We start from the raw sequence: 12,469 nt of genomic DNA on the forward strand, positions 1-12,469 counted from the left end.
GATCGACCTCACGTCCGTCCTCGGGGACACCCTCGGCGCCTGGACCGGCAACACCGCCGCGCCTCGGCCCGCCTCCCCGGCGACCGCCGACGACACCGGCCGGGTCGTCATCGTGGACCGCCCCGGCGCGGTGCAGACCCAGCTCCTGATCGGCCGCATCGGATCCGACCGGCACGACCGTGTGTGGCCCGCGCAGGTCATCGGTGTCTACTGCCTCGGCGGTACGCTCACCTCCCGGCTCGACCGGGTGCTGCGCGAGGAAAAGGGTTACACCTACGGCGTGCGGGCGTTCGGCCAGGTGCTGCGCTCGGCGCCCGACGGCACGGGCACCTCGCTGCTGGCCATCAGCGGCTCGGTGGACACCGCCTCGACCGGCCCGGCGCTGGAGGACACCTGGAAGGTGCTGCGCACTCTCGCCGCGGAGGGCCTGACGGACGCGGAGCGGGACACCGCCGTGCAGAACCTCGTCGGTGTCGCCCCGCTCAAGTACGAGACGGCGGCGGCTGTCGCCGGCACCTTCGCCGATCAGGTCGAGCAGCACCTCCCGGACGACTACCAGGCGCAGTTGTACGCCCAGCTCGCCGACACCGGTACGGTCGAGGCGACCGCGGCGGCCGTCAGCGCCTTCCCGTCGGACCGCCTGGTGACGATCCTCGTCGGTGACGCCTCCGCCATCGAGGAGCCCGTGCGGGCCCTGGGCATCGGCGAGGTGAAGGTGGTCAGCGGCTGACATCGCGACGCCGGAGGAGACGGCTGACGTGCCGTCAGGCCCTACGGCGTCCCCCGACGTACGGCACCGGTACCCCGGAGTCCATTGTGACTCCGGGGTACTGCTGTATGTCCGGTTTGTTATTGAGTCTGCCGTTTCCTTTGTGGTGTCGGCTACAAAGACCCTGATTTCTTTGGCGATTGACAGTTGTCCCGTTTAGCGTCGGTCCGGCTGTCCGGCCGGTACACGTGCCGCACCCGCGGCTCCGGGCAGTCATCGCCGAGTCCCCGTACGGCGCGAGCCAGGGGAGCCGGGGACCCACCCTGCCCGCCGCGCGCCGCACCGGCGCGGGAGGGCGCACGCAGTCCCCTGGGGTGAATCGGGCGCCTCCCGTTGAGGGGCCCGTAGGAGACCTTCCTGCTCCGAACCCGTCAGCTAACCCGGTAGGCGAGAAGGAAGGAAAGGAGCACCGCCGCCGCATGGCGTCGTTCACCCGAGTTACCGGGAAGCACCGTCACCGCCGCCCCAGTCGCCTCGCCCGTTCCGGCGCGAACCTTGCGGGCATCGCCACCCTCGCCACCACCGGGATCGTGACCTCGCTGGCCGCCGGCCCCGCGTCCGCCGCGTCGCCCGGCAAGGTGCCCGAGGCCGAACAGACCGGTCTGCGCCAGGCAATCGTCATCGACGACTCCCTCGCCCGCACCGTCGACGCCCAGGCCGAGGCGCAGCAGGCCGCGGCCGATGTCGCCGCGGCCCGTGCCAAGGCCGAGGCCGCCGCGAAGAAGCGGGCGGCCGAGGTGAAGGCCGCGAAGAAGCGCGCGGCGCGCGAGGCCGAGCGCAAGCGTCTCAACGCGTTCGTCCCGCCCGTCGAGAACAGCTACATCTCCACCTCGTACGGAGCCTCGGGCGGCGCCTGGTCCTCCGGCAGCCACACCGGCGTCGACTTCCACGCCTCGTCGGGGACGACCGTGCGCTCGGTGGGCGCGGGCACCGTCGTCGAGGCCGGCTGGGGCGGCAGCTACGGCAACAACGTCGTGATCAAGATGAAGGACGGCACGTACACGCAGTACGGCCACCTCTCCGCGATCCACGTCTCCGTCGGCGACAGCGTCGCCCCGGGCGCGAAGATCGGCCTCTCGGGCAGCACCGGGAACACCACCGGCCCGCACCTGCACTTCGAGGCCCGTACATCCCCCGACTACGGCTCCGACATCGATCCGGTGGCCTATCTCCGCTCGCACGGAGTGAGTCTGTGAGCCGCTGACGGGTTTCCCTCCTGCCGCGCCCGCAGGCGGCAGGAGGGAAGGGGCCGTCCGAAGGCCAAAAGATATCCATGTCCGGGCCCGCCCGATAGAAATTCCTCCACCGTGGCATACAGTTCTTGAATGAACGCGGTCGAACGTGTTTCCCGGGAATTGCAGCGGAGGTCCGGCCATGCGGGATCGGGTGTGAACGGCGGGGGTCCGGAGGCCGGTCGCATTCCGGCGCGCGCGGTGTGCCAGGCGATCCGTGACGACATCGTCTCCGGTGTCCATCCCCCCGGCAGCAGGCTGACCGAGGAGGTCCTCGCCCGGCGCTACGGCGTCTCCCGCGTCCCCGTCCGCGAGGCCCTGCGCACCCTGGAATCCGAGGGGTTCGTGACCACCCGCAGACACGCAGGGGCATGCGTCGCCGAGCCCTCCGAACAGGAGGCCGCCGATCTGCTGGACATCCACGCGCTGCTGGAGCCGCTGGGCGCCGCCCGTGCCGCACAGCGGCGTACGGAAGCCCATCTCAAGGTGTTGCGCGGCCTGGTACGGCTCGGTCAGGAGCGGGCGCAGGGCGGGCAGGTGGCGGATCTGCGGTCCCTTGGCGGCTGGTTCCACGAGACGCTTGCCCAGGCCTCGGGCAGCCCCAGTCTCGCGGCGCTGCTCACCCAGGTCCGCCGCAAGATCGCGTGGATGTACGCGCCCGCGCCGGTGGGTGCCGCGGACTCCTGGGGAGAGCACGCGGCGATCACGGACGCGGTGGCACGGGGCGACGCGGACCGCGCCCGTTCCCTCATGGCGGTGCACACCGAGCGCTCGCTCGCGATCCACCGCATGCGCCGCCCGGTCCGTGTGAGTTCTTCGAAACATGGTGTCAACACCATGGGCGCACGGAATTAACAGGACTGCCGTATACAGAATGCGGGAAATTCTGCGCGGAATTCGGAAACAGGCGGCGGGAGAGTAAGAAGCAGAAGAAAGAACGGCGGTGACCGAATTGGTCCGCCGCGGTTTTCCGTACCGGTGGGCCCTCGAACGCGCTCGTATTTCCGGGGAGGTTCCGGGCGGCGCCGTTCAGACGGTCTCCGGAAGCTCCTCCAGCCCTTCGGAGACGAGCTTCGCCAGGCGGTCGAGCGGGACGTCGGCGCCGTCGGCGTCGGAAGCGAGCACGATCTCGTCGCCACCCTTCGCGCCGAGCCCCAGCACCGCCAGCATCGAGGCGGCGTTGACCGGGTTGCCGTCGGCCTTGGCGATCGTCACGGGAACACCCGCCGCCGTCGCCGCTCGGACGAAGATCGAAGCGGGCCGGGCATGCAGTCCCTCGGCCCAGCCGACGGTGACGCGGCGCTCAACCATGGTGTTGCCCTTCCGGTCGTGTCAGGAAATCCGACGGCGTTGTCTAGACCAGCTCTCGCACAGTCTCTCATGGCCCGCGGAGTGCCCCGCTCCGGCCCTCGCCCGTACGCTGGCCCCATGGGGACGACGCCGGAACACGCCTACCCGGCCCACTGGGAAGCAGACGTCGTGCTGCGCGACGGGGGCACCGCGCAGATCCGGCCCATCACCCCCGACGACGCTCAGCGGCTGGTCAGCTTCTACGAGCAGGTCTCGGACGAGTCGAAGTACTACCGCTTCTTCGCACCGTACCCCCGGCTCTCCGATCGCGACGTCCACCGCTTCACGCACCACGACTACGTCGACCGGGTCGGCCTGGCGGCCATCGTCGGCGGAGAATTCATCGCCACCGTGCGCTACGACCGCATCGACGCCGACGGCCGGCCCGCCTCTTCCCACCCGTCGCCCACCACCCCCTCGGGCGGACGCTTCGCGACCGCGCCCGATGTCGCCGACGAGGCCGAGGTCGCCTTCCTCGTCCAGGACGCGCACCAGGGCAGAGGCGTCGCCTCGGCCCTTCTCGAACACATCGCCGCGGTCGCCCGCGAGCGCGGCATCCGCCGCTTCGCCGCCGAAGTGCTGCCCGCCAACACCAAGATGATCAAGGTGTTCACGGACGCCGGGTACACCCAGCAGCGCAGCTTCGAGGACGGGGTGGTGCGCCTGGAGTTCGATCTCGAACCCACCGACCGGTCCCTGGCCGTCCAGCGCGGCCGCGAGCAGCGTGCCGAGGCCCGCTCCGTCAAGCGGCTGCTCGCCCCGCGCTCGGTCGCCGTCATCGGCACCAGCCGCCGTCCCGGCGGTGTGGGCCGCCAGGTGCTGCGCAATCTGGTCGAGGGGGGCTTCACCGGGCGCATCCACGCCGTCAACCACGCGTTCCCCGACGGCGAGACCACGCTGCGCGCCCCCGAACTCGGCGAATCCGGGGTCCCCGCCCGCCGCTTCGTGCACGAGATCGACGAGCCGGTCGACCTCGCGGTCGTGGCCGTACCGGCGCAGGCCGTCCCCGCCGTCGTCGCCGACTGCGGCGAGCACGGGGTCCAGGGGCTGGTGGTGCTGGCTTCCGGCTATGCGGAGAGCGGCCCCGGAGGACGCGAGCTCCAGCGCGAACTCGTCCGGCAGGCCCGCTCGTTCGGCATGCGGATCATCGGGCCGAACGCCTTCGGCCTCCTCAACACCGCACCGGACGTACGGCTCAACGCCTCGCTCTCGCCCGAGCTTCCGGTTCCCGGCCGGCTCGGGCTCTTCACGCAATCCGGCGCCATCGGCATCGCGCTGCTCTCCGGGCTCCACCGGCGCGGCGCCGGACGGATCGGCCTGTCCAGCTTCGTCTCCGCGGGCAACCGCGCGGACGTCTCCGGCAACGACTTTCTGCAGTACTGGCACGACGACCCCGACACCGACGTCGTGCTCATGTACCTCGAATCCATCGGCAACCCGCGGAAGTTCACCCGCCTCGCCCGCCGCACCGCAGCCGTCAAGCCCGTCGTGGTGGTCAAGGGTGCCCGGCACACCGGCAGCGCCCCGACCGGGCACACCGTCCCCACCACCCGTATCCCCGACGCCACGGTGTCCGCGCTCCTGCGCCGGGCCGGGGTGATCCGCGTCGGCACCGTCACCGAGCTCGCCGACGCGGGGCTGCTGCTCGCCGGCCAGCCGCTGCCCGACGGCCCGCGCGTGGCCATCCTCGGCAACTCCGAATCCCTCGGACTGCTCACCTACGACGCTGCGCTGACCGAACGCCTGCGCCCGCTGCGCCCCCGGGACCTCACGACCGCCGCCACCCCCGAGACCTACCGCGCCGCGCTCGCCGCCGCGCTGGCCGACGACCTCTGCGACGCCGTCGTGGTGAACGCGATCCCCTGGGTCGGTGACGACACGTCGCCGGAGCCCGACCGCGCGGCGGAGGCCCGTGCGCTGGCCGCCGCGTTGCGAGAGGCGGTGGACCACAGCGGCGCCGCCAAGCCGGTGACCGTCGTCCATCTGGAGATCGAGGGCCTCACCGAGGCCCTCGCCGCCACCGGAATCCCCGTCTACCCCGCCGCCGAGCGCGCCGTACGCGCCTTGGCCGAGGCCGTCCGTTACGCGCAGTGGCGCCGGCAGGCCGCGGAACCGGGGCGGGTGCCGGAGTACGAGGACATCGAGGAGGCGGCCGCCGGCGCGGACATCGAGGGCCTGCTCGACGCCGCGGGGAACGGCGACACCCGGGCCGCCGACGAGCCGGGGAGCGGGCCCGTACCCCGCACCAGCCCGCTCGGTCCCGACGCCACGGCGCGCCTGCTCGCCCGCTACGGCATCGCCGTACGGCCCACGCTCCCCGCACCCGACGCGGACCAGGCCGCTCGCGCCGCGGAGCTGCTCGGCTATCCCGTCGCCCTCAAGACGACCGCACCCCACCTCCGCCACCGCGCGGACCTCGGCGGCGTCCGCCTCGACCTCACGAGCGAGTCCGAGCTGCGCCGCGCCCACCAGGAGTTCACCGAGCACCTCGGCAAGGCCGACGAGCTGCGGCCCGTCGTGCAGGCCATGGCGCCGCGGGGCGTGGACACCGTCGTACGGGCCGCGATCGATCCCGCGGCCGGCGCGGTCCTCTCCTTCGGGCTGGCCGGTGCCCCGTCCGAACTGCTCGGTGACACCGCGCACCGGCTCATCCCCGTCACGGACCGTGACGCGGCCGAACTGATCCGCTCCATCAGGACCGCGCCGCTCCTCTTCGGCTGGCGCGGCTCGCAACCGGTCGACACCGGCGCCCTGGAGGAACTGCTGCTGCGTGTCTCGCGCCTCGTGGACGACCATCCCGAGGTCGTCCATGTCGAGCTGGAGCCGGTCGTCGTGGCCCCGCAGGGGCTCACCGTCCTCGGCGCCTCGGTGCGCCTGGCCCCAAGCCCCGCTCCGGCGGACCCGGGGCCCCGCCGCCTCCCGGCGTACTGAGCGCCGCGCGCACCGGTCCGGCCGGGAACCGCCGCGGGTCGATGCCGATGGGGAGTTTCGAGGGGCCGCGGGCCCCGTAGGATGGGCGGCATGGCGAAGACCGGTACGACGACCCAGGGTCTGCGCGCGGCCATCGAGCGCAGCGGCTACTACCCGGCCCTCGTGGCCGAGGCGGTGGAGGCCGCCGTGGGCGGTGAGCCGGTCGCGTCCTACCTGGTCCACCAGGAGACGACCTTCGACGCGAACGAGGTCCGCCGTCACGTCACCGTGCTCGTCCTCACGGGCACCCGCTTCATCGTCAGCCACACCGACGAACAGGCGGCCGACGGCTCGTCCCCGTCCCCCTACGCCACGACCTCCACGGAGTCCGTGAAGCTGGAGCGGATCTCCTCGGTCGTGGTCAGCCGGGTGGTCGCCAACCCCGAGTCGTACACACCGGGCACGCTCCCACGCGAGGTCGTCCTCACCATCGGCTGGGGCGCCGTCAACCGCCTCGACCTCGAGCCCGCGGCCTGCGGCGACCCCAACTGCGAGGCGGACCACGGCTACACCGGTTCCTCCACGGCTGACGACCTGTCACTCCGCGTCAGTGAAGCGGGTGACGGCCCCGACTCCGTCCGGCAGACCCTCGCCTTCGCGCAGGCGCTCTCCGAGGCCACCGTGGCCCCCTCGACCGGTCGCTGATGATCCAGCCCGCCACCGCAGACTCCGGCCGGCACGAGCCCGCGCTCCTCGATCCGCGCAGCGCCCCGCTGCCGGCCTACGGCACGGGGTCGCTCGCCGATCTGCTGCCGGCCGTGGCCGCGGGCCAAGGCGTACCGGGTCTGACCGCGGACCTCGGCCTCGAACCGGCAGACCGCGTCTGCGTCTTCCTCGTCGACGGCCTCGGCTGGGAGCAGCTGCTGGCCCACCCCGGTGAAGCGCCGTTCCTCACCGGCCTGCTGAGCAGCTCGTACGGCGGCACAGGCGCGCCGATAACCGCCGGCTTCCCGTCGACGACCGCGACCTCTCTCGCGTCCGTCGGCACGGGACTCCCGCCCGGCGCGCACGGTCTGCCCGGCTACACGGTCATGGACCCGGACACCGGCGCCCTGATGAACCAGCTCCGCTGGAAGCCGTGGACGGACCCGCACGTCTGGCAGCCGTACCCGACGGTGTTCCAGCGCGCCGACGCCGCGGGGGTCCACACCTGCCAGGTCACCTCGCCCGACTTCCAGCACACGCCGCTGACCCGGATCGCGCTCAGCGGCGGCCGTTTCCACGGCCGGCTCTCCGGCGAGGAGCGGATGGACTTCTCCGCCGAGCAACTGGCGGCCGGGGACCGCTCGCTGGTCTACACGTACTACAGCGACGTGGACGGCAAGGGGCACCGCTTCGGCGTGGACTCCGACGCATGGCGCGGCCAGCTCGCGTACGTGGACCGGCTCGCCGAGCGCCTGGCCGAGCAACTGCCGCCCCGCTCGGTGCTGTACGTCACCGCGGACCACGGCATGATCGACATCCCCTTCGACCCGGAGTCGCGCATCGACTTCGACGAGGACTGGGAACTGCGTGCCGGAGTGGCGGTCCTGGGCGGCGAGGGCCGGGCCCGGCACGTCTACGCCGTGCCCGGAGCCGCGGGCGACGTGGCCGCGGTCTGGCGGGAGGTCCTGGGCGACCGGATGTGGGTGGCGACGCGTGACGAGGCGATCGAGGCGGGCTGGTTCGGGCCGCCGGGAGCGGGGGTGGATGAGCGGGTGTACGGCAGGATCGGCGATGTGGTGGCCGCGGCCTGCGACGACGTCGCGATCGTCGCCCTGGAGACCGAGCCGCACGAGTCCGCGATGGTCGGTCTGCACGGCTCGATGACCGCCGCCGAACAACTCGTCCCGCTCCTCGAAGTCCGCAGCTGATCCGCGCCCGTGCCCCCTGACCCGTACGCCCCCGACCCGTACGCCTGACCCCGTATGCCCCTGATCCCGTATGCGCTCTGCGACCCAGGGCGCGTCCGGGCGCCCGCGACCGTCGTCCGAGGAAGGTCCACCTCCCCCATGCCCGAGCTCGTGTTCTTCAGCGGCACCATGGACTGCGGCAAGAGCACGCTCGCTCTGCAGATCGAGCACAACCGCTCGGCGCGCGGCCTGCAGGGAATGATCTTCACCCGGGACGACCGGGCGGGCGAGGGCAAGCTCTCCTCCCGCCTCGGCCTGGTCACCGAGGCGATCGAGGCGGGGGCAGGCTTCGACTTCTACGCCCATCTCGTCCGCCGTCTCACCTCCGGCGGCCGTGCCGACTACGTGATCGCCGACGAGGCGCAGTTCCTCGAGCCCGAGCAGATCGACCAACTGGCCAGGATCGTGGACGACCTCGGGCTCGACGTCTTCGCCTTCGGCATCACCACCGACTTCCGCACCAAACTCTTCCCCGGCTCCCAGCGCCTGGTCGAACTCGCTGACCGCATCGAGGTCCTGCAGGTCGAGGCGTTGTGCTGGTGCGGGGCCCGTGCGACCCACAACGCCCGTACGGTGGGCGGCGAGATGGTCGTCGAAGGCGCCCAGGTGGTGGTCGGTGACGTCAACCGGCCGGAGAACGAGGTGGGTTACGAAGTGCTGTGCCGTCGCCACCACCAGCGCCGGATGAACGCGGCCGCGGCGCGGGCGGCCACGCTCTCTCCCGACGTGCTGCCGGTCGACCCGCCGGTGGTTCCCGCACCGGCCCAGCCGCCCGCCGGCCGGGCCGTCGTCGCCACACCGGGCGCCCCACCGGAGCCGCGGCCCGCACCGTAAGGACTTCCGCAGCAACGCCGCACCCGGTCGGCCTCAACCTCCGGACGCCTACGGGCCGATGACCCGGGAGGCATCACCGCACCGAGGCCACGAGGGAGAAGACCGCGCCCTCCGGGTCCTCGACCGTCGCGAGCCGCCCCTTCGAGGTGTCCCGCGGCTGCCGGACGACCCGACCGCCCAGCTCCGCCACCCGTCGCGCAGCCGCATCGGCGTCGGCCGTCTCGAAGTAGGTCATCCAGTGCGGACCGCGGTTGCGCGGCAGTGCGCTGCCCAAGCCGTGGATCGCGGCCACCGGCCGGCCCTCCAGGTGCAGCGTCTGACAGTCGTGTCCGACGGTAGTGACCGCCTCGGCCTCGTGGCCGAAGACCGCCCCGTAGAACTTTGCGACCGCCGTTTCCTGGGTGAGCAGTTCGTTCCACACGGGTGTGCCCGGCTGTCCTGCCGATTCCGCGCCCAGGTGATCGCGTCCCTGCCAGACACCGAACACCGCGCCCGTGGTGTCCAGGGCGATGACCATCCGGCCCGCGCTGCCCGCGTCGAGCGGCCCCACCCCCACCGTCCCGCCGCAGGCGCGGATCTGCTCGGCCGTGGTGTCGGCGTCGTCGGAGGCCAGGTAGGTCGTCCAGGCCACGGGCAGATGCCGCCCGCGCGGCAGTTCACCGATCCCGGCGACCACCCGGCCGTCGAGGTACGCCAGCACGTACGGGCCGAGTTGGCGGGGGCCCGGGCCGAACGTCCAGCCGAACAGGGAGCCGTAGAAGTCCTGGGTCGCGGCCATGCTGTGAACCATCAGGCTCACCCAGCAGGGCGTGCCCGGTGTGCGCCGGGTCGGTGCACCGGTCATCGTGAGTCTCTCCTCGGACCATCGTGGTGGTCGTGCCGGGAAACGGGCGCGCCGACGTCGTGGGTGTGCTGTGCGGCGCCCGTCCAGATGCTTGCACCACTGAGGGCCGTCCAACCCTCGGCCGCGCCGCAATCTGCCGGTTCCTGCCGGAGGATGCCCCGATTTGGCATGTGCCCCGCCCCTGGCATGTGCCCCCGTCCGAGCCCGCTCGGGACGCGCGTGCGGTGCGGGCCGGAGCCGCCGCGGGTGGGCCCGGTCAGTCACCGGCGCCACAACAGCCTCACTGGTGTTCGGCGCGGCGCCGCGGTGACTGCGCGAGGATGGGAACCATGAATGCCATCATCAGCGCATCCGAACTCGCGAGCGCCCTGTCGGGGGAGCGCCCGCCGGTCCTGCTCGACGTCCGCTGGCAGCTCGGGGGCCCGCTGGGGCGGTCCGCCTACGAGGCAGGACACCTGCCCGGGGCCGTCTTCATCGACCTGGACCATGAACTCGCCGGACCCGCGGGAGAGGGCCGCGGCCGCCATCCCCTCCCGGACTTGGAGGTCTTCGGCGCGGCGATGCGGAAAGCCGGTGTCTCGGCCGACCGGCCGGTCGTCGTCTACGACGGCGGGCTGGGGTGGGGCGCGGCCCGGGCCTGGTGGCTGCTGAAGTGGGCGGGGCACGAGGACGTACGGGTCCTGGACGGCGGTGTCGCGGCCTGGACCGCCCAGGGCCGCCGCCGGCTCTCGACGGAGGACCCGGAGCCGGTGGAGGGCACGTTCGTCCCGCGGCCCGGCGGCCTTCCTCTCCTCTCCGCCGACGACGCGGCCTCGCTCGCGCGCTCCGGTGTGCTGCTGGACGCGAGGGCGGAGGAGCGGTACCGCGGGGAGGTGGAGCCGATGGACCCGGTCGCCGGGCACATTCCGGGCGCGCTGTCCGCACCCACGACCGACAACGTCACGGACGACGGCCGCTTCCGGCCCGCCAAGGCGCTGCGCGAGCGGTTCTCGGCGCTGGGCATCAAGCCAGAGGTGCCGGTGGGCGTCTACTGCGGCTCGGGCGTCTCGGGCGCTCACGAGATCCTGGCGCTCGCCGTCGCCGGCATCCCGGCGGCGCTGTACGTCGGTTCGTGGAGCGAGTGGTCCGCCGATCCGGACCGCCCGGTGGCCATGGGTGCGGATCCGGGCTGATGCCTCCTCACCCGTATGGGGCGATGGCCGTCAACTCCCCGGTGCCGGAGCGTCACTGAGAGGCGTACGGCACGGGGGAGTTGACGCGACGATGGCGGCAGCCCCGGCGCTGACGCAGCGCCGACGACGGCTGCGTCCGGCAGCGACGGAGCCCCCGGCTGCGGAAGGGCCGGGGGCTCCATCGCCGGTCCGCCGGTGGCGGCCGTCAGGCCTCTGCTCGACGGCCCTTCAGTCCTGCTTCTTGCGGCGGGTGCCGAAGACGATCTCGTCCCAGCTCGGGACCGCCGCCCGGCGGCCCGGTCGGACGCCGTCCGCCTCTGCCTGACGATCCGTCGTGCCGGTGAGGCGGTCACGGTGACCGGCCACCGACCGCGGCATCAGCACGTCCGCGTACGCCGAACCCGCCCCCGCAGCGGCCGGGGGAGCCGCCGGCTCCTCCGCGGGCTCCGGCTCCTCGCCCGGCTCCTCCTCCGGTGCCGCCGAGGTCTCCGGGACGACCATGTCGCCCCGGAAGCTCGGCACCGCCTCCAGAAGGCTCGTCAGCGAGTCCCTGTCACCGCTCTCCTCGGGCTCAGGCACCGACGCCGCGGCCGGAGCCGGCCGTTCGGCGGGCCGGTCGCCGGACCGCTCACGCGGCAGCCGGGCGATCCGGGGCACGAACGGGAAGCTCGGCTCCGGGGTGTCGTCCGTCTCGCCGATCAGCGCACGCGCCTCGTCGTCGACGGCCTGTACGAGCCGCCGCGGCGGGTCGTACGTCCAGCTCGCCGAGTGCGGCTCGCCGGCGACGCGGTAGGCGAGCAGGACCTCCCAGGTGCCGTCGTCCCGGCGCCAGGAGTCCCACTGGACCGTGTCCCGGTCGGCACCGCGCAGCAACAGCCGCTCGGAGACGGCCTCGCCGAGCTGCGGCCCGGTGGTCTCGCCGGGGCGGCGGACAGGTGTCTTCCGGGCCCGCTCGGCCATGAAGGCCCGCTCGGCGAGGACGGGGCCCTCGAAGCGCCGTACGCGGTCGACGGGGATGCCTGCGAGCTGCGCGACCTCCTCAGCGGAGGCACCGGCTCGTATGCGTGCCTGAATGTCGCGGGGCCGGAGGTGGCTCTCGACCTCGATCTCGATCTGACCGAGACGCGCCCGGTCGTTGCGGACGGCGGCACGCAGCCGCTCGTCGATCGGAAGCGTGTACTCCGTGCTGTCCGCAGCCTTGAGCACCAGCCGTGTGCCGTCGTTGCTGACGGCCACGACACGCAGTTCGGGCATGGGGACCTCCCGGGTGGTGCCTGCCGACGTCACGTGCGTCGCTGCTTCCGCTGGTCGAGTGTGGCCTGCCCGGGTGCAGCCTGCCACATCATTGCCGAGTTGCCTGGCGTGTCGGGCATGCGCCCGGATACGCCGTTATGACACGGTTACCT

The 12,469-nt window shown here is 72.7% G+C and carries 11 protein-coding genes and 1 riboswitch; of the genes, 8 read left to right on the top strand and 3 right to left on the bottom strand.

The window, feature by feature from the left end:
• The 3 genes from AB0M26_RS09780 to AB0M26_RS09790 all read left to right on the top strand — a co-directional run.
• Nucleotides 1-730: insulinase family protein (locus tag AB0M26_RS09780; protein ID WP_365257313.1), on the top strand; the 730-nt coding region annotated here is incomplete at its 5' end.
• Between the two features lie 246 nt (nt 731-976).
• Nucleotides 977-1,173, top strand: a riboswitch (cyclic di-AMP (ydaO/yuaA leader).
• A 15-nt stretch (nt 1,174-1,188) separates the two neighbouring features.
• The gene (locus AB0M26_RS09785) at nt 1,189-1,965 is read left to right on the top strand and encodes a M23 family metallopeptidase (RefSeq protein WP_365257316.1); all 777 of its coding nucleotides are present in this window, start codon (nt 1,189-1,191) and stop codon (nt 1,963-1,965) included.
• A gap of 129 nt (nt 1,966-2,094) precedes the next feature.
• Nucleotides 2,095-2,856, top strand: coding sequence for a GntR family transcriptional regulator (locus AB0M26_RS09790; RefSeq protein ID WP_365257319.1), 762 nt, complete (start codon nt 2,095-2,097; stop codon nt 2,854-2,856).
• Nucleotides 2,857-3,030: 174 nt separating this feature from the next.
• Here the strand turns inward: AB0M26_RS09790 and AB0M26_RS09795 are convergent, their stop codons facing one another.
• On the bottom strand, nt 3,031-3,312 hold the full coding sequence (locus AB0M26_RS09795) for an HPr family phosphocarrier protein (RefSeq protein ID WP_365257322.1): 282 nt from the start codon (nt 3,310-3,312) through the stop codon (nt 3,031-3,033).
• Between the two features lie 117 nt (nt 3,313-3,429).
• Here AB0M26_RS09795 and AB0M26_RS09800 point away from each other — a divergent pair, with 117 nt between their 5' ends.
• The 4 genes from AB0M26_RS09800 (at nt 3,430) to AB0M26_RS09815 (ending at nt 9,047) form a co-directional block, all read left to right on the top strand.
• Nucleotides 3,430-6,282 (top strand): GNAT family N-acetyltransferase, encoded by a 2,853-nt coding sequence (locus AB0M26_RS09800; protein WP_365257325.1) that lies wholly within the window; start codon nt 3,430-3,432, stop codon nt 6,280-6,282.
• Between the two features lie 90 nt (nt 6,283-6,372).
• Nucleotides 6,373-6,966 carry a DUF5998 family protein gene (locus tag AB0M26_RS09805; protein ID WP_365257328.1) on the top strand — a complete coding sequence of 198 codons (594 nt, stop codon included), beginning with the start codon at nt 6,373-6,375 and terminating at the stop codon, nt 6,964-6,966.
• Nucleotides 6,966-8,174 (top strand): nucleotide pyrophosphatase/phosphodiesterase family protein, encoded by a 1,209-nt coding sequence (locus AB0M26_RS09810; protein WP_365257331.1) that lies wholly within the window; start codon nt 6,966-6,968, stop codon nt 8,172-8,174. The genes AB0M26_RS09805 and AB0M26_RS09810 overlap by 1 nt, the downstream gene beginning before the upstream one ends.
• Before the next feature lie 138 nt (nt 8,175-8,312).
• The gene (locus AB0M26_RS09815) at nt 8,313-9,047 is read left to right on the top strand and encodes a thymidine kinase (protein ID WP_365257334.1); all 735 of its coding nucleotides are present in this window, start codon (nt 8,313-8,315) and stop codon (nt 9,045-9,047) included.
• Between the two features lie 73 nt (nt 9,048-9,120).
• Here the strand turns inward: AB0M26_RS09815 and AB0M26_RS09820 are convergent, their stop codons facing one another.
• The gene (locus tag AB0M26_RS09820; RefSeq protein ID WP_365257337.1) at nt 9,121-9,891 is read right to left on the bottom strand and encodes a VOC family protein; all 771 of its coding nucleotides are present in this window, start codon (nt 9,889-9,891) and stop codon (nt 9,121-9,123) included.
• 329 nt (nt 9,892-10,220) lie between these two features.
• Here AB0M26_RS09820 and AB0M26_RS09825 point away from each other — a divergent pair, with 329 nt between their 5' ends.
• Nucleotides 10,221-11,063 carry a sulfurtransferase gene (locus AB0M26_RS09825; protein ID WP_365257340.1) on the top strand — a complete coding sequence of 281 codons (843 nt, stop codon included), beginning with the start codon at nt 10,221-10,223 and terminating at the stop codon, nt 11,061-11,063.
• Between the two features lie 228 nt (nt 11,064-11,291).
• Here AB0M26_RS09825 and sepH read toward each other — a convergent pair whose 3' ends face one another.
• Nucleotides 11,292-12,350, bottom strand: a complete 1,059-nt coding sequence (gene sepH / locus AB0M26_RS09830) for a septation protein SepH (RefSeq protein ID WP_365257343.1) — start codon at nt 12,348-12,350, stop codon at nt 11,292-11,294.
• Nucleotides 12,351-12,469 lie beyond the last annotated feature (119 nt).

It is taken from the genome of Streptomyces sp. NPDC051776, assembly GCF_040681345.1.
In the GTDB taxonomy this organism is placed as follows: Bacteria; Actinomycetota; Actinomycetes; order Streptomycetales; family Streptomycetaceae; genus Streptomyces.

Excerpts from the sequence above, each read along its gene's own strand:
- AB0M26_RS09785 (WP_365257316.1), top strand. The coding sequence starts at position 1,189 with ATGGCGTCGTTCACCCGAGTTACCGGGAAGCACCGTCACCGCCGCCCC.
- AB0M26_RS09790 (WP_365257319.1), top strand. The coding sequence starts at position 2,095 with ATGAACGCGGTCGAACGTGTTTCCCGGGAATTGCAGCGGAGGTCCGGC.
- AB0M26_RS09795 (WP_365257322.1), bottom strand. The coding sequence starts at position 3,312 with ATGGTTGAGCGCCGCGTCACCGTCGGCTGGGCCGAGGGACTGCATGCC.
- AB0M26_RS09800 (WP_365257325.1), top strand. The coding sequence starts at position 3,430 with ATGGGGACGACGCCGGAACACGCCTACCCGGCCCACTGGGAAGCAGAC.
- AB0M26_RS09805 (WP_365257328.1), top strand. The coding sequence starts at position 6,373 with ATGGCGAAGACCGGTACGACGACCCAGGGTCTGCGCGCGGCCATCGAG.
- AB0M26_RS09810 (WP_365257331.1), top strand. The coding sequence starts at position 6,966 with ATGATCCAGCCCGCCACCGCAGACTCCGGCCGGCACGAGCCCGCGCTC.
- AB0M26_RS09815 (WP_365257334.1), top strand. The coding sequence starts at position 8,313 with ATGCCCGAGCTCGTGTTCTTCAGCGGCACCATGGACTGCGGCAAGAGC.
- AB0M26_RS09820 (WP_365257337.1), bottom strand. The coding sequence starts at position 9,891 with ATGACCGGTGCACCGACCCGGCGCACACCGGGCACGCCCTGCTGGGTG.
- AB0M26_RS09825 (WP_365257340.1), top strand. The coding sequence starts at position 10,221 with ATGAATGCCATCATCAGCGCATCCGAACTCGCGAGCGCCCTGTCGGGG.